The sequence below is a fragment of the Vibrio sp. vnigr-6D03 genome (assembly GCF_002835515.1).
Lineage (GTDB): Bacteria > Pseudomonadota > Gammaproteobacteria > Enterobacterales > Vibrionaceae > Vibrio > Vibrio penaeicida.
The window spans coordinates 123,429-142,334 of the sequence record NZ_PIZL01000018.1 but is presented as its reverse complement, the minus strand read 5'-3'; the positions used below and the strand labels follow the sequence as shown (position 1 = coordinate 142,334).

The following is an 18,906-nucleotide window of genomic DNA, read 5'->3' as shown; positions in this document are numbered from 1 at the left end:
TATGCTGATTCGAAGAGACTCTTTTAATTTTTTCTGTCTGACCGCACTGTTTTATCTTGTGCTTGTCCGATCAACTAACATGGGTTTCGGTTACCCCGCTGCTCAGCACCTGCTGAATCAAATCAGCTACACACCTCAAAAGTTCATGCAAATGGCACTCTTGGGCTTAATTGCTTTGTTCTTTTTCTTAACGGGAAAAAGAATATTTGTGCAAATGAGGATAAGTTTACTGGCGTACACCATTATTGCGTTCAGCTTACTTTCGATTTTATTTTCTCCGAACTCAAGCCTTGCACTGAGGTATTTAATTTCGGTGTCTGTTGTTTCGATACCTGTCTTTCTTTATTACCGTTATTACGGACCAGAAGCCCTATACAATACATTGGTTACCTTTTTTACAGCGGTCGTCGTATTGAATATTATCTATGTGTTTGTATTTCCTCAATACGCGATAATGAATGGTGTACACGCAGGTTCTTGGCGAGGTTTGTTTGTTCATAAAAACGGTGCAGGTTCGTTTTTTGCCGTTATTAGTATCATATTTTTTCAGCGTTGGTGGTTTGGATCAAAGCGTAGGGATATGAAACAGTTAAGCTTATTTTTGTGTTGTTTGTTAATGGTTATTATGTCTAAGTCAATAACTGCGTTGCTGACAATGATCATAGTAATGACTACTTTTTTCTTTGTACGCTTTGTAATCGCCAAGCCAATGATTCGTCAGAAAATTGTATTGTTAGCTTTTTATTCTGTAGGTCTTATTTTTTCAATCACTCTATTGAATGTTTTTCTACACGACATTCTGATATTACTTGGGAAAGATCCAACTCTGACAGGAAGAACAGGGCTTTGGGAAGTTCTATTTGATTTGATATTGGAACGACCACTGCTAGGTTATGGAATTGGTGTATTTAGTCGACCAGAAATCATGTATCAATACTCCTCGGCTTTTGGTTGGGCAGCGAAAACAACACACAGTTCATATATGGATCTTGTGCTAGGTATTGGTATTCCGGGGAGCATAGCGGTACTTGTCTGGATGGGGAAAAGTATGTTTTCAGCGCTCATGTCTAAAACGCTGACTCATACTTATGAGCAGCAGTTATCGGTTGCAATTGCAGTAATTACTGGCGGTTTAACTATTGCATCAGCATCTAGTGGAGTATTGGTAAGTAATGCTTTTATTTGGGTTTTGGTGCTAAGTATGATTTTGTTCTGCCACTCTCGAGAAGTAGAAGGTGAAGACCAACTGAACTAGTTACTCATTCATTAGTTTGGTATGGCTTATTCTAACTATTTGATATATTAAGATTTAATCCGTTTCTTGTTGATTTTTATATAATGTTTTCTAATAAATAAATAGTACTGGGGTTTTTTATTCATTATTTTTTAAAAATCTAGGCTAATATTGTCATGCCTAAAATTAGTAAAATTCACCTTATTTAATTAACCTTTTAATATTAGGTTAGGAAACTCTAATACTGCAGTCCTATTTTGTCATTATTGTCTGTCAGAGCAGTGTCAAATTGACGTTAAGCTCAATATAATTTTTCATGATTTCAACAATGTGGCACCAAAAATAATAAGCCTTAAATCTTGGTGCTAGTTAACTTGTGTTATTTATAATTTTGGAGACATGGAAATGACTACAACATATGTAGGGACAACTAATACAGATGGCACAGGCTCAGCGTCAGGTCTTACTGCAGGAAATGCAACTCAATCTCTAGTTGGAGCGGGTTTGGTATCTGCAGATGGTGTAAACCTTGAGTCTACGAGTGGTGTTTTGAGCGCCACGATCCTTTCTTCTGATAGCTGGAATAAAGCGGGTTACAAAGAAGCGAAAGTTGATGGTACTGATCAAATTGTTTACGTAAACAACTTTGTCGATGTAGATATCGATAACCAGAACAACAACGGCGCTTCAATCGCGGTTTCTAACGCTAAGCGTGGTGAAATCGACACTGGTACAGGTAACGACAATATTTCTGTATCCGCATTCTCAAATAGCATCAGCTGGGGCAATCTCTTCGAAATTAACTCAGGTGCGGGAAACGACACCATTTCAATCACAAATGCTAAGAATTCTCAGTTCACACGCTTTGATATTGATGCGGGCACAGGTAATGATGTGGTTGATGTATCTGGTTTACTTGGTCCAGCTGCAGGTGTAACTGGGCGTGATGCAGACGGTGGTTCTGGTTTCGATGTATTAAAGCTGAGTGGCACAGATACGGTGACGTTTGAAAACTTTGAAGTAGTTAAAGGCACAGGGAAAGTTGCGCCAGCTGCGCTCACTATTGACAGCACCTTACTGGCTGCAAATGATGCTGAATCGGAAGTTGGATTTGGTTTAGTACTGTCTAACATTGACCTAACACTGGACGGAAGCATTACTGGACATTCCAGCAGCGCATTGAGTTCTGCAGAAGAAATGTACTTGCAGGCGCAAGGTCTGAATGCTGATGTGTTCTACTCTGTGACAGTTTACACGGCTGACGACGCCTATCAGATACTGACTACTGATACGGACTTCGCTCCAGTATAAGCCAGTCATAATGAGGGATCGCCAGCTAAGTGCGATCCCTTTTAGTACTTGGCTCATGCACAGGGGTGAAATTACTCCCAATATGCATTCTGAGTATGCCCGTGAAGCCTGAGGCACTTTATACTTGTTTTGTCTTAGGTTTTTTATTTTAAGAGTCTAAGCAGGCTAGAAACATAATAAATATTAAAAGACTCACAGGCAGAAATCGTTTATGAAACGTTGGTCTACATTTACTTCTTATCGCAAGAAAAACTTCTTCTATTTTCAAATATTCTCCGTATTTGCGAACCTCTTAGTATTGGTATTGCCAATATACAGTTTGCAGGTGTTTGACCGTGTACTCTCTTCTCGCAGTACGGATACACTCCTTTTTCTTGCTGTAATTGCTGTCTTTCTCCTTATCGTACAAGTTGCGATGGACTATACACGACAACAAGTTCTCAATAATCTATCGTCTATTTATGATCAATCGTTTGGCGAATTGCTGATTCAAAAGAGCCTTAATTTATCCTCCAAGAATGCAGCAGCTGCACACAAAGCGGTAAAAGATCATCAGTTGGCGAAGCAATACCTATCTTCTCCTTTTCATCGAAGCTTATCGGACCTTCCTTGGTCGCTCATTTTCATCATTGTTCTATTTCTTCTTCATCCTGTACTCGGCGCTTATGCGCTTGCAGCAACACTGGTGCTATCGGCGGCAAGTGGCTTGTTACTGCTGTTGACACACAAAAATATGAACGAAGCGAAGAATATGGCGATCCAGCAATCGTCCTCAGTTCAAAAACTGTTTAGTAAGGGGAAGTTACTTAAGGCGTATCAAGCCTCAGGAAAAGTACTGGAGCGCTGGAATCAAAAACACAGCCGAACCCTTGAACAAGAGCAGCGTTCAAAGCGATTCACTAATCATGGTCAAAGCACCATTAAGATGATCAGGATGACTGTTCAAATTGGTGTTTTTGCGGTTGGTGCTTGGTTGGTTATTAACGAACAGATAATGGCTGGCTCGCTTTTGGCAGCTTCAATATTACTAGGCAGAATACTGGCACCGATAGATCAAGGTGCAAACCAATACTTCAATTGGTTGGAATCGAAAGAAGCGTTCGAAAGAATCAGTGCTGTTTTTTCTAGTCATCAAGAAGACAGCAAAATGGATATCGCATTAGAAGAGATTGAGTTGTCTGTTGACCAAGTGACTTATCGAGGGCTAGGCGACCGACTTTTGGTTCACAACATTGGTTTCAACCTAAAGCCTGGTCATTGCTTGGCTATCAAAGGGGCATCCGGAGCTGGTAAATCAACCTTGCTCAAGCTTTTGGCGAATTATTATGTGCCAACTAAAGGGCAAGTACGAGTCAATGGGATCAATATCGACAAGCTGGATACCATGCGTCTCGCTGAGTCCATCGGTTATTTACCCCAAGTGATTGATGTTTTTGATGCGACTGTATCTGACAATATCAGTGGGTTTGGTGATCATTTAGATATGCATGTCCCTGAAAATGTCGTAAATGCGAGTAAAGCAGCCCAGTGCCACAGCTTTGTCGCGAAGCTCCCGCAAAGCTACGGAACCATGCTGGGGTTAGAAGGGGTGGAACTGTCTCGTAGTGAAATGCAACGTTTGGCCTTAGCTCGCTGCTTTTATTACCAACCTAAACTTCTCATTTTGGATGAGCCGACGGCATTTCTTGATAATCAAACGATTCAATATTTGGTTAAACACCTCGAAACGTTAAAAAGTAACGGAGTAGGGATCATCTTCGTAAGCAGTTCTCCGTTAATGATGAAGCTGGCTGATTATGTCGTTGAACTTAAAGATGGTGTCATTTCAGAAGCGTACGAAAATAAAACGAAACTGGATAAGAAAAGCGTGAATATCGCCAGTCACTCAAACTACCAAGCGATAAAATACTAAAGGCTTCATGATGAATGACTCAACACAGTTAATGACCGACAACAATCGTCTCATAAAGCGCGCGACAATATTTTTGTTCTTGAGCTTAGGTTTATTTGCGGCTTGGACTTGGTTTGCGAAGCTGGATTCCGCTGCGATAGCTTCGGGTATTGTTATTGTCGAGAGTAAACGGAAAAGCATTGAACACTTAGAAGGCGGCATTGTTGCCCAAGTGTATGTTCGTGAAGGTCAGAAAGTCGAGAAAGGTGCTCCGCTGATAAAAATTTCAGATATCACGTTTCAGAGTCGACTAAAGCAAACTCAGCTTACTTGGATTAGCCGCCAAATAGAATATCAACGATTACTGGCAGAACGAGATAATTTGTCCCGTTATGTTCCTTCTATTGACAAAGAGCAGTTTCCCCACCTTGCGTTGGAGATTGACACGCTAATCGCCAATCAGCGTTCTCTGTTTACCAGCCGCATGGATATGCGGATGAAGGAGTTGGATATCGTAGACTCACGCTTGAAACAGACCCGAAATCGGCGCTCCTTCTCGTCTCAGATGTTGGCACAGAGGAAACAAGCGTTGGGGTTTCTCAACGACGAAATAGAAATGCATGATCAGCTTTTAGCCGAAGGTTTCACCTCACGCTTAAAAGTACTGGAGCTCAAGAGGTCAGAAGTTTTACTAGTATCAGACATTATTTCGGTTCAGTCTGAATTGGATGGGCAGATCTTATCGCTATCTGAACTGGATCAGCAAAAAAGTGCGATTCAACAAAGAAATCGCTCTGAGGTTGAAACTCAAATCGCAGAGGTTCGCAATGCGCTTATCACCTTAGAAGCAGAATTAAACCTCGCCAAGGATGTGCAGGCTCGTACGGTCGTAAAGAGTCCAGCTAGTGGAGTTGTATTAGGGTTGAAAGTGAATGCTGCAGGTGAAGTCGTTGGGGCAGGTGAAAGCCTGATGGAAATTGTTCCAGACAACGACAGCTTGATTGTAGAAGCGATCATTAACCCTAATGATATTGACGTGGTTAGGGTTGGTCAGCAAGCTTTGATTCGTCTTTCGGCGTTTAATTTCAGAACAACGCCTCCGGTGCAAGGTGAGGTTGTATACATCGATGCCGACAGAACGAATTCTGATGGCGAGGAGCTGAGTGGTTTCAAAGTAAAAGTGAAGCTAAATAGCCAAGAAATATCCAACAACCCAGATTTGGAGTTGTATCCAGGGATGCCAGCGGAAGTCTATGTACTACTAGAAGAAAAACGACCACTAGACTACCTGTTAGAACCACTGAAAGTCAGTTTACTGAGAGCCTTCAGAGAAAGCTGAAACAGATTCATATATTACAATCACTTAATTAAAGTGAGATACGAAAGGTCGTTGACCTTTTCACCAATAACACCAATTTAAATCTTATGGGTTAACCCATAACTGAACAACGAAAACGGAGTTGAGATGATCAAGAAATGCCTTTTTCCGGCAGCGGGCTATGGAACGCGCTTTTTACCAGCAACAAAATCGATGCCTAAGGAAATGATGCCTATCGTTAACAAACCATTGATTGAATACGGTGTGGAAGAAGCAATACAGGCTGGAATGACCGATATGTGTATTGTTACGGGGCGTGGTAAACATTCTCTAATGGACCACTTTGATAAAAACTACGAGTTAGAGCACCAAATCAGTGGAACAAACAAAGAAGAGCTGCTGATTGATATTCGTGAAATCATCGACGCCGCTAATTTTACCTATATCCGTCAACGTGAGATGAAAGGGTTAGGTCACGCTATTCTTACTGGGCGTGAATTGGTCGGTGATGAGCCATTTGCCGTCGTTCTAGCGGATGACCTTTGTGTGAACAAGCGTGAAGGCGTATTGGCGCAAATGGTCGCACTCTACAAGCAGTTTCGTTGCTCAATAGTTGCGGTTGAAGAAGTACCAGAAGAAGAAACGCACAAGTACGGTGTGATTTCTGGTGAAATGATCAAGGACAAACTATTCCGTGTTGATGACATGGTAGAAAAGCCTGAACCGGGCACTGCACCGAGTAATCTTGCGATCATCGGCCGTTATATCTTAACACCTGATATCTTCGAATTGATCGAGAAAACTGAACCAGGCAAAGGTGGTGAAATCCAAATAACGGATGCGCTTCTTAAACAAGCGCAATCTGGATGTGTTCTAGCATACAAATTTGACGGTCAGCGATTCGATTGTGGTAGCGTTGAAGGCTATATCGAAGCGACCAATTACTGCTACGAAAATGTTTATCTTAAAGGCCACGCTTCAAAACTTGCCAAAAAGGTAACAGGTAAGAAATAATTGAAGGGGATACTCTCCTGAGATTATGACAAAGATGAAAGAACTCGATAACCAGACCAATCGTTCCAACTCAGCTCAACAGAGCTTGGTGATTGGTCTGTTTTTTAGCTGTATCGCATTGGTAGGCAGCCTTTCAATACTGCAGAGCATCGGTTTGCTTTCCGGTGACCTGCGTTATGCTATTCAGCACTACGATCTTGCTTTTCACTTCTCTTTTGCTTTTATATTGGGTTTTACAGCAACGCTCGCAAGTAAAGTAACGGGTAAACCGTTTCTGAGATTGTTGCTGTTATTAATGCTGATCGACGAATTTTCCCAGATCTGGATTCCCAGCCGGCAATTTTCTTGGGTTGATCTCTCGTGTAATATATTTGGGTGCCTTGGTGGTGTTTTACTTTACCAAGTTTCATTCTTTTTTTCGAAAGATCTCAAATAGCTTAGACTCTTACCCGTACTTCATTAACCAAGTGATACGCCTAAACAGTGCCTGTTATTGCCCTAATACCATTTCCTAGCATCTTGAGGTTACTTAGGTATAAACTGGCTACATGATAAAAACGAAAAAACAATGACATGCGGATCATTCACACCTCAGACTGGCACTTAGGTCAAAACTTCTACACCAAGAGCAGAAAAAACGAACATCAGGCTTTTTTAGATTGGCTTTTAGAGCAGATCACTGAGCATCAAGTTAACGCGCTGATTGTTGCTGGTGACATTTTTGATACGGGCTCACCACCAAGCTACGCTCGAGAAATGTACAACCAATTTGTTGTTGCACTTCAAAAAACGCAGTGTGCGTTGGTTGTTTTGGGTGGTAACCATGATTCTGTTTCAGTACTGAATGAAACAAAGCAGATTCTCGCTTATCTCAATACGCACGTAATCGCAAGCAGTCTTGAAGAAAATGATCAGCAAGTAATAGAACTAAAAGATGATAAGGGTGATATTGGTGCTTTGCTGTGCGCTATACCTTTTTTACGCCCAAGGGATCTGGTGGTCAGTCAATCTGGTGAATCATCGATAGACAAAAAAGTAGCGTTGGCAGACGCGATTAAAACGCATTATGCGAGCGTGTATAGCCACGCACTCAGCAGACAAAAAGAATTGCAACGTGCAAGCTCAATTAGAGCTATCCCTATTGTTGCTACTGGGCATCTCACTGCTATGGGAGTGAAACAATCTGAATCGGTCAGGGATATTTATATAGGCAGCTTAGAAGGATTTGCCGCTGACGGTTTCCCGCCCGCAGACTACATCGCATTGGGGCATATTCATCGCCCCCAAATAGTGGCTAAAAAGGAACACATTCGCTATTGCGGCTCACCTATTCCATTAAGCTTTGATGAACTGAAATCAGAGAAACAAGTATTGTTGCTGGAGTTTGAACAAAGCCTCTCACCAACCATTACACCTATTTTTGTTCCCCGCTTCCAAGCAATGGCAACCATTTCAGGCTCTTTGGCTGAAATTGAAACTCAGCTCAATGATTACCGGTTAGATGAGAATTCGTCAAAAGAGGCTCAGAATGAACATCAGGTTGGGGATGGATCAATGTGGGTTAGCGTTGAGGTAGAAATAGACGATTATCTTTCCGATCTTCAACAGCGTATTCAGCTACTGGTTGAGGACTTACCTGTAGAAGTACTGCAACTTAAACGCAGCCAGTCTTCACGCAGAAAGGCACTGACGCAAGAAAAGAACGAGACGCTAGATGAGCTTAAACCAGCTGATGTGTTTGAGAAAAGGTTGGATCAAGAAGTGTTTGAATCTGATGAAGAGCTTGAAAGAAAGGTGCGATTACAAAACACATTTTTGAAGATCGTGTCGGAAGTTGAGGAATCAATGAAATGAAGATCCTCTCTTTAAGATTCAAAAACCTCAATTCGCTCAAAGGCGAGTGGAAAATAGACTTCACTCAAGCGCCATTTAACGATAATGGGCTTTTTGCCATTACAGGCTCTACGGGGGCTGGAAAAACCACGCTTCTCGATGCTATATGCTTAGCGATTTATCACAAAACCCCACGCCTTGGGTTACTCACACCTTCCAACAATGAAGTGATGACAAGAGGAGAGGCGGAATGCCTCTCTGAGGTTGAATTTGACGTTAAAGGGAAAGCCTATCGTGCGTTTTGGAGTATGCGACGTTCCCATGGCAAATCCGATGGGAACCTACAGGCAGCCGTTGTCGAACTCGCTGAAGTTGAAAACAACAAAATCATTGCCTCACAAGCCAAAAAGAAATTAGAAGTTGTTGAGCAAGTAACGGGTCTAGACTTCGATCGTTTCACTAAATCAATGATGCTTTCCCAGGGGCAATTCGCTGCGTTTCTTAATGCGAAAGAGTCAGAAAGAGCGGAGCTGCTAGAAGAGCTAACGGGTACCGAGATTTATGGCTTGATATCGGAGCGCGTTCATCAACATTGGTCAGAATCCAAACAGAAGATGGTCGCGTTAGAGTCCAAAGCGCAAGGCGTGCAGTTACTCAGTGCGGAATATTGCAGTGAATTGAAAGCGGAGCTCGATAGCTTGGTTACTCTGCAATCCGATGCCAAATTGTCTAAGCAGCAATTAGACATGAGCATCCGATGGAAGAATGATAAAGCGAGTTTGGAAAATGAGCTTCAAAGTGCAGAAGTTGCACTGGAATCCGCACAGAAATCTCAACTAGAATCTCAAAACGACCTCGATAAGCTTTCGTTTTCTGAGCCTGCCGAACGCCTTCAACCACTCTATTCCAAGTGCACCGAACTGAATCAGTCTCACTCGCAGCAGCAACTTGAAATCACGGGCTTAACTCGCGAAACGACGGAATTAGAAGAGGCTTTCCAATCCCTAAATCAAAAGCTTGATGAATCCCAGCAAGCGCTCGTTAACGCCAAAAAAGAGCAGCATGATCTAGAAGATTTGATTACCCAGACGGTTTTACCGTTGGATAACCAAATGGAACAACTGGCAAACAAGATACAGACAGAGTCAAAGTCAGTCGCACAATCCGAAGCCAAACTTAACGACGTGCAAGAGGAATTAAAGCGCATTGAGCTATTGGCGGTATCTCAAAGTAATGAATTGCGGAATACGGAGCTGTTTCTAAAGCAAAATGAAACGCTTGCGCAGGTTGCCCCAAACTTAGAAAAGTGGAAAGTACAAACCTCTCTTATTCAAAACCAATGGCAGGAAAGCCAACACCTAATCCAAAAGCTAAAGCAGGCAGAGTCTGAGTTCAGTGAGCATACAAGGAAAAAGAGCCAGCTAGAATCGGAGAAGTCGCAGCTTACCCCTACTTATTTAGAGCTGAATGACGAAGAAACAAAAGCAACCGCTGCTTTTCAGGCGCTTTGTCAAAATGGCACGGTCGAGAATCTGGAGTCAGATCTAGAGCGGCTAAATCAACAGCTAATTTTGACTTTACAGCTTCAGCATAGTCAGGAGCGCTGGAGTGAGCTAAACAGCGAGAAACGAAATATCGATCAGGAACGAGATAAGCAGAAATCAGATCTCGCAGTATTGCTTACACAACGCGATAACATGCGAGCACAATACAAGTCTCAGAATCAACTGGTGCAATCCCTTCACCAGTTGGTGTCTCAAGAGGAGCATTTGGCAGTGTACCGTGCTCAATTGTCTCCGGACACACCTTGTCCTCTGTGCGGTGGCTTAGAGCACCCAATACTGGAAAATGGTATTGAAGCACTACCTGAAACTGTGTCAAAAAAGAGTGAAGCAGAAAAGCAACTCGAAGAGATTAAACAATCTGGTGAAGCACTTTCGGTTCAAGTAAGCACGTTAGAACGTCACCAAAAAGAGAACCAAGAGAAAGCGGACTCTCTTCAAGTTGAGCTAGGGAAAATTGCTTCTGAGTGGTATCAGAAAGTACCAAATCTGGAAGTGCCAATTTCTATAGAAGATACAAACAGCGCAATGAATGCAGTTAGAGGCTTGGAACAAAGAATTACGTTTACCAAAACACACCTTTTACAGAATAAATCCGCATTCAAAGAGTTAGAACAAACTCAAAAGCGCAAAAATGATCTATCTGAAAAATTACAGCAATTAGATGGGCGGTTGCAGTTACTGGATAAAGATTTGCAAATGTCCGAGTCAATGACCAAAGAATTACTCGCTAGATCTCAAGGCTTAACCAAAGAAACACAAACCGCCGAAAACGAGTTTAAACATCAGGTTGAATCTTTAGGGCTGAGTTTTCCTTCTCAAAATACCCAACAGTGGTTTGATGGATTAGAAAAACAAATTTCAGAGTATCAACAGTCCAGTCAAAAGTTAGAAGAGTTAAAGCAGAGCATCGCGGTTACTCAAAGCCACTCTGATACGTTGGCAAAGCAGAAAGTAGAATTATCGAATGAACTAAACGTTCAGCTTCAGCAAGTAAAAGATACAGAGCATGCTCTGACTGCGGTTAAATCGAAGCGTTTTGAAGCTTTTAAAGACAAGGTGGTTACTAATGAACGAAATCAAATTCGTGAAAAAGTGACTACTCTAGATAGCTTGCACAAGAGTGTTGATGGTCAGCTAAAACTGTCACAGGAAAAACTAGCGAATGCGCTAGGCAAAAAATCGACCTTGATTACAAACTTAGATGTCACAGAAAAATCGCTTAAAGAAGCCGAACACTCTTGGCTAACAGCTCTGGAAATCAGCCCATTTGAGAACACAGAAGCGTACCAAGCCGCGCTGTTGGCTGAAGACGAAAAAGGCAGGTTAAAGGCGCTTCAACAAAGCCTTAGCCATGCCATCACGCAGTCTCAAACGCTACTTGAAAGTTGCAAAAAGAAACTGAGTGAAATGAATGAGCACGTTAATGCCCCCGAATGGGATAAAGACAGTTTAGAAGCGCTGACTTTTAAACTAGAGGAAGTTCAGCAAGCACTGGATCTACGAACCAAGCGGGAAGGGGAAATTAACCAAGAGTTGGCATCGGATCAGCAAAGGCGAAATGATCAGGCGGCATTTTTTGAAGAAATAGAGAGCTATCGGGTCGTCTACGATGATATTCAGTATCTGCATTCCATGATTGGTTCCCAAAAAGGCGATAAATTCAGAAAGTTCGCACAAGGTTTAACGCTCGACAACTTGATTCATCTGGCGAATAAGCAGCTTTCTCGCTTGTACGGTCGATATCAATTGCAACGCAAGCAAGGTGAAGGCTTAGAACTTAGTGTGCTGGATTTATGGCAAGGCGACAGTGAACGCGATACGAAAACATTGTCTGGTGGCGAAAGCTTCTTGGTGAGCCTAGCATTAGCGCTGGCTTTATCTGATCTTGTGAGCCACAAGACGAGTATCGACTCATTATTCTTAGACGAAGGCTTTGGAACATTGGATGCGCAAACTTTGGATATAGCATTGGATGCTTTGGATAGCTTAAATGCGTCTGGAAAAATGATTGGTGTTATTAGCCATATTGAGGCGATGAAAGAACGTATTCCGGTTCAATTAAAAGTGTCTAAGAAAAGTGGGCTTGGCATCAGTGAGCTCGCATCCGAATATCGAGTATAAATTGGTATATTAGGGTTATAGAACAAATAATGACGAAGAAAAAGACAGAGAACGAAAAAGTTCTACAATTGGAAAATCAATTTTGCTTTCCACTCTATAGCGCTACTAATGCCGTGGTACGTGCTTATCGCCCGCTGTTAGAAAAGCTTGATCTTACCTATCCACAATATCTGGTTATGATGGTGCTTTGGTCACAAAATGGTATTAATGTCAAAGAGCTAGGCAATAAACTCTATTTAGATTCAGGTACACTTACGCCATTACTGAAACGGCTTTCGAGCAAAGGGCTGGTGGAAAGGCGGCGAGCACAACATGACGAGCGTGTGAGAGAGCTGCACCTAACCGAGCAAGGACAAGAACTGAAGTTAGAAGCTGAAAAAGTGCCAAGCGCCATGCTGTGTGCATTGGATATGGATCTTGAAGATTTGATTCAAATGAAGCAGCTATGTGAAAAGTTGCTCAATAAGCTCGATCGCGACTAACTTTAGGATTAACCATTAACTCAAGGATTAGCGATGAACACCATTCAGGTTGAACAACGGACAGTGACACCTTCAAAAGTACTATGTGTTGGTCGAAATTATTCAGAACATATTGCTGAGCTAAACAACAGTGTTCCAGACCAAATGGTGGTGTTCAACAAACCCAATAGTTCTATCAGTTCTACGCTTCACTCATTCCACGGTGAAACGCTCCACTACGAAGGAGAAATTTGCTTTGTGGTAATGGAAGGTAAGCTTAGCTATGTTGGATTTGGGTTGGATTTAACCAAGAGAACACTTCAATCTAATCTGAAAGGCAAAGGGCTACCATGGGAGAGAGCAAAGGCGTTTGATGGTAGTGCTGTATTCAGTCGTTTTGTCCCTATTTCTCAGCGAGATTTACCCAATTTGACCTTAGAACTCTTCATAAACTGCGTTCGTGTTCAGTCTGGTGGTACTAAAGATATGCTGTATCCGCCGCTTCAAATTTTGGATGAACTGCAAAGTTACACCGGTTTAGAAGATGGGGATGTCATTATGACAGGCACACCAAAAGGAGTCGGAACCATTGAAAAGGGCGACCTCTTTTTAGCAAGAATTAAATGCCAAGATAAAACACTTATCGAAACGGAATGGGTAGCAAAATAGTGCTACCCCGTTTCTGCTGTCTTACGTTTCCGGGTAATGCGTAATAAAGCAACGTTAGATAGGAAGTGGCGTGGAAACATCAATAAGAACGCCAGCTGGGTCTTCTAATAATAGCCTTTTTTGACCATAAAATGTGGGTTCAGGTGTTTGAAGAACAACGTAATTTTTCTGCTCGGCGGCTTTAAATACAGCATCGACATCTTCGACGACAAGAGTAACAAATAAGCCACTAGCTGCTCCCTGATACCGAGGGGGAACCAATTCATGCTCTGCTGTGATAAGCCCTAATTCAACGTTGCTTTTGGGGTGGACCAATTGGATAAACCACTCACTTTCAAAGCCTACATTAAACCCAAACAGTGTTTGATAAAATTGTTTAGATGCGAGTAAATTGTGGGTACAAAGTGTGGTCATCAATCGATCAACAGACATCATGTTTCCTTTCAAATTGTCTACTCTGGTGTAATTCTAGCACCGAGATAAAAGAGCGAGCGTAGCGTTAGCCAACCCAAACTTTGTAACATATATCGGCTAATGAAGTAAGGGTCTCATATTAAGGAACAACTAAGTGATTATGCTCAATTATACGCAGTGCTATAAATATAAATGACTGAAATTAAAGATTTAATTAAATGTTGGGCTGGGTGGTGTTATCTAAAAATTCGTGCATGAAGTCACAAATAGTCAACATTATATGTGCAAGTATGTTTTTCAACACATGAAGTGAGCGATGAAAGTTAAAAGGATGTTTACGAAAAATGCAGTAGCAATGGCTACGATATCGGTACTTTTGGGGTGCTCTAACGTGCCGGAAAATAAAGTTGCAGATTTTAGCCAGTCTGCGACCAACATGCTTGAACATGTATCTGGGGTCGTTAGTGAATATAATCAGGCGAAATCTCACCGCGATCTCACCCATCTTGCCGCTAAATATAATGGTTCCTCTAAAGCAAAGCTAAATTCCGATGAGTTTGAGCCTTTAGCAACTTACCAACTTCCAGAAAATTCTCCCATTATTGCAATATCAAAAGCGCTTCTTGCTTATTCAAAAGCGCTTAATGATCTGGCTTCTGCCAATAATGAGGCTGATGCGGAGTTGGCAGCTTTGCATTTGTATCAAGCCGCAGAGTCGTCACAATGGGTTAGCCTGCCCATACCAAAAGAAAAGGAAGGGATAGCTCAAAGTGCGCTGGTGGCTCTAGTTGGGAGCTACAGTGAAGATAAAAAGCAGCGGGCACTTAAAAAAGTCATTACAAACTCCGATGCAATTGTTTCTCAGCTTAGCATCAGGCTAGTCGAATTGATTGAAGAACATCAAATCGGCACGGCAATTTATCTATCACGCTCATACGTTTTAAGCGAAGAAGTTCAGGATTTCAACCGAAGAGCAAACATTCGTCAGATGCCACTAAAAGCCAGTCGAGATGAGATAGAGCGATTGTATGCGCAATGGGAAGAAATGGCCGCGACACCTATTCTCATACAGCAAACGATCAAAGCCATTGATACTTTTCGAATGAGCCATAATCAGGTGGCAGAAAGCCTCAATAGCGGAACGCTTACCAAGGCGACGTTGGTGCAAAGTCAAGCTAGGATGAAAGACGTCACTGCGCGATTCAATACAACAAAAGGTTTACTAGAAAACTGTGAAGAAGGTGTTGAGGTCGTTGATAGTAAGCTAAGTTGCAAAGGACAAGACAAATGACGGACGCCGTATTCAAAGAGATGCAAGCTAGTATGAAGGCGCTTAACCGAGCAGCGCAATCTGCAATCGGTGATGAACAATTCGAGATTCGAGAGCAACAGCACGAGTTGTTTATGCGGCTGGATCGCTGGGTATTGGCAAAATCGGATAAATCGTCGAGTGAGGTTGCGATTGCCATCGAACTGCTAAAGCAACAGCAAAACGTTGCGATAGAGGCCGAAGAGGCTCTGGATTCTCACGCCAAACTTTTGAAGATTTCTAAGAAGGTTATTGAGGCCATTGATAAAATTTTGGATGCAGTATCTTGAGTATACCCAAGTACCTTTAGGTCACTTGGGTATCAGTTTAAACGAGTAAAGATTAGGGGCTGTTAACCCTAATCTCTATCCAACCTTTCTACATCAAAGTCACGTGATCTATGATCGCCACAACGTCTTTATGCCCTCGAACAATGATTCTTACTTCAAAGACCCCAGATGGAAATGACACTTTATATGAACTTAAATTATCAGTAGATGCTGGTGCATAACGATTTTTGCCCGGTCCGCCTTTTCCGTTTCCCACTCCGGAAGAGTGGGAGTACATGCCGTTGTAATTTTGTCCTGTCGGCAATCCATTTTTATGCAGTACTTTTGCGTCTTTCCATTGGCTGCCTGAGCGGTACTGGATCGCGAGCTCGCCAACTTTCTCTTGGTTATAGGATCCCAGCGATACGTTGAGTTGCTTGAACTCTCGACCACTATTGTTGGTAAATGTGATGTTGGCGTTGTCACCACGCAGCAATAGTGTTGAGCGTCCGTTAGAGTCCGTTTGATTACTGACCTTTACGCTGACGTTACCGAAGTCCTCTTCGATGTTCTTCCCCCACGGAGCAGCGTTCGTCTGCGCCGAATTGGTTAGCTCGTCTTGGGTAAACGAGAGTGACAACATATTCCCAATCTGGAGTTGATTTCGAACAGACCAAGTGTGCCCAGTTACCCATTTTCCATTTACATTACTATCGATACGCCAATATAAGGCTTCATGGGCATCATTAATTGCGACCGTTTGAGTGTTTTTTGCCCCTATTTCTTGAGAGAACTTTGGTTGCTTGAGGGACGGCTCATAGCCATACACCAGTTTGAAGCTGCTGGCTTTGTCATGTTCCCATGTCAACGTAATGGGCTTATCGAAGAATACTGCCTGACCGTTGTAAGGTGAATTCGTATAAGCAGGGTAAACTCCCTGAGCAATTTGTGTGACTTGTGCAGGAGCCAACGCATAAGTGAAAATCTGTACGTTGTCGACGTCCATGTTTTTGGATAGGAACTCCGTTGATGTTTCCCAGATGCTTGGGTTTTTCTTCCCAGCATCGGAGTTTGTGGTTCTCATAAACCAAGGACCGTAAGACTCTGTATGTAAATCTCTCCCTGAACTGTACCAATAATGTGTTCCACCAGGATAAATTCCCCCCAAATTTGCAGGCAAAGGTACATCTTCTACAAAGTGAGTCGGATTGCTATCTAATGCCATTGGGATAGCTACGCCATCGACGTAAGTCGTCACCGTGTTTGCTTCTCGATTGATTACCCAAGTGATGACATGCGGTTTATTGTCATTCACTGTGACCGAATCAGGTGAGGCAAACGCATGAATCTCATGTGGGCGCTGGCTAAAACGTTGCTGAGTGAAGAACTGGCGAGACACTAGCGTCCATCCTAGCCCCTTAGCAGGAGAACCATTCAGCTTAACGCGATGTTGATTGCCGTTAAAATAAGACAACGAGTAGCCGTCATCGAGTTTCCCTTGCCCTATCAATGAAAGCTCTTGGATGGTTTTGTGAAAGTCACCATTACTATCACGAGAAATAAAATCACCGTCTTGAGTGAGTACTAACGACACTGAAAAGCTGGAGCGGCCGGGAGCGAGCTCGTGCGGCATATAGTCACGTAGTGCCATCGTGTTGTTTTTTTCATAAACGGTATCGTATCCGCCTTCTTTTAACACTTGCTGGGTAAACCCTAAATTTGGGTACTTAGCGTTGCTGTGAAGAAGCGAAATAAATTGTTCTTTACCCGCGAGGTTATGAACTTGGTCCACTGGGGTCGTTCTATATTTTGTTGTGTTGTAGGGTTGTAGATTGGTGTGGCGAGTAGCGTTACTTTTCTTAAAAAAGGCGACTCTAGAATCGGATATGACTTTTACATGGACTTCCGATTCATCTTTCATCCCAGTGTCATCAATGATGGTGTAATGAAAGTGGTCGTCTCCAACAAACCCTTTGGGTGCTTGGTAGGTGACTTTACCATTGTACTCCCAAGAGATGTTGCCATAGGCAAGTGAGCGCGAGTCCACACTATGAATTTTGATGGTGCCTCCAGAAAGTGGACCGTTGGCATCGAAATCATTGTCCAACACATTGATCGTGGCTTGACCATCTCGCGATACATCAATGTGATCGATATTCGCGTTAGGGCTTATAGGGGAGCGCAACGCCCCAACAATCGTTCCTCGTGTTGCTGCTGGAGAAGATTTGATCACCGATATCGCATTGGTTGGGATCAGTTCAACCGCACCCATAACACTGTTGGTTTCTACCCCAATATCATGCCCCAAATTAAATGCATGACCGACTTCATGCAGTGTACACCAAGCCGATACACTGAATTCACATAAGCTGGTAAGCCCAGCATTTGCGCCGGAGTTTTTGGGGCCAGTGAAATAGTGAAACAACGAGAATTTGCCTTTTAATGCATTTCTGAGTGCCGTTTGCTGAGCTGATTGAGTAACACTCCCCGATTTTTGAGTGATCAAGCCACCGGGATAACTGAAACGAATCAGCGCATCTCTTGTAAACAAATAGTCCAGTAAATTTGCCATGTAATCCATGCCTCCAATGGCTGACTCTAGATTTTTGCCGAATATTTTTGTGTAACTGTCTTCCGTTGCATGAAAAGTGATATCTGCTCTTTGTAGGTAGAAATCCTTCATACTTGGTATTGGGCTCTTTAAAGAGGGCTCAGGAAGTACATGAGAGGTTGAGATTGGTTTCAAATCTTCCGGTGACCGATTCAGCGTTGTAGATGCACTGGCAACAACAGTTGATTTTGTTTTTACGTTGAGATTCTTTATCTCCCAAGATTTGATACCACCATAAAAAACTCTGCCATAAAACTGATTATTGCCATCAACATACCCGACGATAGTCGATTCTGGTTGACCAACCACTTTGCCTCGGTAGCTTCGTACCTCAGGAATGTATTTGAGGGGCTCCATTTGGCTAGATTTGTCTGTGTTCAACACATAAAAGGTGGCATTTTCTTGCCTGACAGAAAATTTTTGCAGTTCCACAGTATGTGGTCGCCCAGCAACTTGAACGACAGCATTGAAAGAATAAGGCAGCAGTTCGTGATCAGAAACTTGGTGTTCTGGTTGGGTCGGTTTAGTGGGTTTTTGAGTTCCTGGAGTGGTTGGTTTATTTCCATTTCCGTTAGATTGAGAAGAGGGGGATGACTCTCCTCCACAGCCCGATACAAGACTGCTTAGTAATAGGGTGAAAAGAAGTGTTTTTAAATGCATATTTGGGCTCAGGCAATGGGTCTGGAAGGACATTGGGTTTGTTAAGCTCTATCTCGGGTAAAAATGACGAGAGAAGCAAAAAGTGCTTAGGAAGAAAAATTGTATAGGAAGGGTAAGTATCGGTTTTTTAAAGCGTTAAACAAAAAGCGGAGAACGTAAAGAAAATGGGAAATACGCTTCTACTCTTATTGGATAGAAGCGATATAGGTCGTTTATTATCACAACC

Annotated in this window: 14 protein-coding genes; 12 read left to right on the top strand and 2 right to left on the bottom strand. The window is 42.6% G+C overall.

Features of this window, described 5'->3' with window-relative positions; translation table 11 throughout:
- Nucleotide 1: 1 nt before the first annotated feature.
- From CW749_RS15055 to CW749_RS15010, 10 genes are all read left to right on the top strand, one after another.
- Nucleotides 2–1,255: an O-antigen ligase family protein gene (locus tag CW749_RS15055; protein ID WP_101113088.1), complete on the top strand. Its 1,254-nt coding sequence runs from the start codon at nt 2–4 to the stop codon at nt 1,253–1,255.
- A gap of 384 nt (nt 1,256–1,639) precedes the next feature.
- A complete protein-coding gene (locus tag CW749_RS15050) occupies nt 1,640–2,545 on the top strand; it encodes a hypothetical protein (RefSeq protein ID WP_101113087.1) in 906 nt (301 codons plus the stop codon).
- A 211-nt stretch (nt 2,546–2,756) separates the two neighbouring features.
- Nucleotides 2,757–4,457 carry an ATP-binding cassette domain-containing protein gene (locus CW749_RS15045; protein WP_101113086.1) on the top strand — a complete coding sequence of 567 codons (1,701 nt, stop codon included), beginning with the start codon at nt 2,757–2,759 and terminating at the stop codon, nt 4,455–4,457.
- Nucleotides 4,458–4,467: 10 nt separating this feature from the next.
- Entirely contained in the window at nt 4,468–5,775 is a 1,308-nt protein-coding gene (locus CW749_RS15040) for an HlyD family type I secretion periplasmic adaptor subunit (RefSeq protein WP_180958415.1), read from the top strand.
- 126 nt (nt 5,776–5,901) lie between these two features.
- Entirely contained in the window at nt 5,902–6,768 is an 867-nt protein-coding gene (gene galU / locus CW749_RS15035) for a UTP--glucose-1-phosphate uridylyltransferase GalU (RefSeq protein WP_101113084.1), read from the top strand.
- 25 nt (nt 6,769–6,793) lie between these two features.
- Complete coding sequence (locus tag CW749_RS15030) at nt 6,794–7,204, top strand: VanZ family protein (protein ID WP_101113083.1); 411 nt, start codon at nt 6,794–6,796, stop codon at nt 7,202–7,204.
- A gap of 137 nt (nt 7,205–7,341) precedes the next feature.
- A complete protein-coding gene (gene sbcD, locus CW749_RS15025) occupies nt 7,342–8,622 on the top strand; it encodes an exonuclease subunit SbcD (RefSeq protein WP_101113082.1) in 1,281 nt (426 codons plus the stop codon).
- Nucleotides 8,619–12,287: an AAA family ATPase gene (locus tag CW749_RS15020; RefSeq protein ID WP_101113081.1), complete on the top strand. Its 3,669-nt coding sequence runs from the start codon at nt 8,619–8,621 to the stop codon at nt 12,285–12,287. The genes sbcD and CW749_RS15020 overlap by 4 nt, the downstream gene beginning before the upstream one ends.
- 29 nt (nt 12,288–12,316) lie before the next feature.
- Nucleotides 12,317–12,769, top strand: a complete 453-nt coding sequence (locus CW749_RS15015; RefSeq protein ID WP_101113080.1) for a MarR family transcriptional regulator — start codon at nt 12,317–12,319, stop codon at nt 12,767–12,769.
- A gap of 33 nt (nt 12,770–12,802) precedes the next feature.
- On the top strand, nt 12,803–13,417 hold the full coding sequence (locus CW749_RS15010) for a fumarylacetoacetate hydrolase family protein (protein ID WP_101113079.1): 615 nt from the start codon (nt 12,803–12,805) through the stop codon (nt 13,415–13,417).
- Between the two features lie 54 nt (nt 13,418–13,471).
- Here CW749_RS15010 and CW749_RS15005 read toward each other — a convergent pair whose 3' ends face one another.
- A complete protein-coding gene (locus tag CW749_RS15005) occupies nt 13,472–13,852 on the bottom strand; it encodes a VOC family protein (protein ID WP_101113078.1) in 381 nt (126 codons plus the stop codon).
- Between the two features lie 295 nt (nt 13,853–14,147).
- Between CW749_RS15005 and CW749_RS15000 the strand changes: the two genes are divergently transcribed.
- Together CW749_RS15000 and CW749_RS14995 are read left to right on the top strand one after the other, a co-directional pair.
- Nucleotides 14,148–15,122, top strand: a complete 975-nt coding sequence (locus CW749_RS15000; RefSeq protein WP_101113077.1) for a hypothetical protein — start codon at nt 14,148–14,150, stop codon at nt 15,120–15,122.
- Nucleotides 15,119–15,430 carry a hypothetical protein gene (locus tag CW749_RS14995; protein ID WP_101113076.1) on the top strand — a complete coding sequence of 104 codons (312 nt, stop codon included), beginning with the start codon at nt 15,119–15,121 and terminating at the stop codon, nt 15,428–15,430. The genes CW749_RS15000 and CW749_RS14995 overlap by 4 nt, the downstream gene beginning before the upstream one ends.
- Nucleotides 15,431–15,518: 88 nt before the next feature.
- Here CW749_RS14995 and CW749_RS14990 read toward each other — a convergent pair whose 3' ends face one another.
- Entirely contained in the window at nt 15,519–18,680 is a 3,162-nt protein-coding gene (locus CW749_RS14990; RefSeq protein ID WP_101113075.1) for an Ig-like domain-containing protein, read from the bottom strand.
- Between the last annotated feature and the right edge of the window lie 226 nt (nt 18,681–18,906).

Coding starts and splice junctions, on each gene's coding strand:
- CW749_RS15020 (WP_101113081.1), top strand. CDS start 8,619: ATGAAGATCCTCTCTTTAAGATTCAAAAACCTCAATTCGCTCAAAGGC.
- galU (WP_101113084.1), top strand. CDS start 5,902: ATGATCAAGAAATGCCTTTTTCCGGCAGCGGGCTATGGAACGCGCTTT.
- CW749_RS15050 (WP_101113087.1), top strand. CDS start 1,640: ATGACTACAACATATGTAGGGACAACTAATACAGATGGCACAGGCTCA.
- CW749_RS14995 (WP_101113076.1), top strand. CDS start 15,119: ATGACGGACGCCGTATTCAAAGAGATGCAAGCTAGTATGAAGGCGCTT.
- CW749_RS15000 (WP_101113077.1), top strand. CDS start 14,148: ATGAAAGTTAAAAGGATGTTTACGAAAAATGCAGTAGCAATGGCTACG.
- CW749_RS15055 (WP_101113088.1), top strand. CDS start 2: ATGCTGATTCGAAGAGACTCTTTTAATTTTTTCTGTCTGACCGCACTG.
- CW749_RS15015 (WP_101113080.1), top strand. CDS start 12,317: ATGACGAAGAAAAAGACAGAGAACGAAAAAGTTCTACAATTGGAAAAT.
- CW749_RS15005 (WP_101113078.1), bottom strand. CDS start 13,852: ATGATGTCTGTTGATCGATTGATGACCACACTTTGTACCCACAATTTA.
- CW749_RS15040 (WP_180958415.1), top strand. CDS start 4,468: ATGAATGACTCAACACAGTTAATGACCGACAACAATCGTCTCATAAAG.
- CW749_RS15030 (WP_101113083.1), top strand. CDS start 6,794: ATGACAAAGATGAAAGAACTCGATAACCAGACCAATCGTTCCAACTCA.
- sbcD (WP_101113082.1), top strand. CDS start 7,342: ATGCGGATCATTCACACCTCAGACTGGCACTTAGGTCAAAACTTCTAC.
- CW749_RS14990 (WP_101113075.1), bottom strand. CDS start 18,680: ATGCATTTAAAAACACTTCTTTTCACCCTATTACTAAGCAGTCTTGTA.
- CW749_RS15045 (WP_101113086.1), top strand. CDS start 2,757: ATGAAACGTTGGTCTACATTTACTTCTTATCGCAAGAAAAACTTCTTC.
- CW749_RS15010 (WP_101113079.1), top strand. CDS start 12,803: ATGAACACCATTCAGGTTGAACAACGGACAGTGACACCTTCAAAAGTA.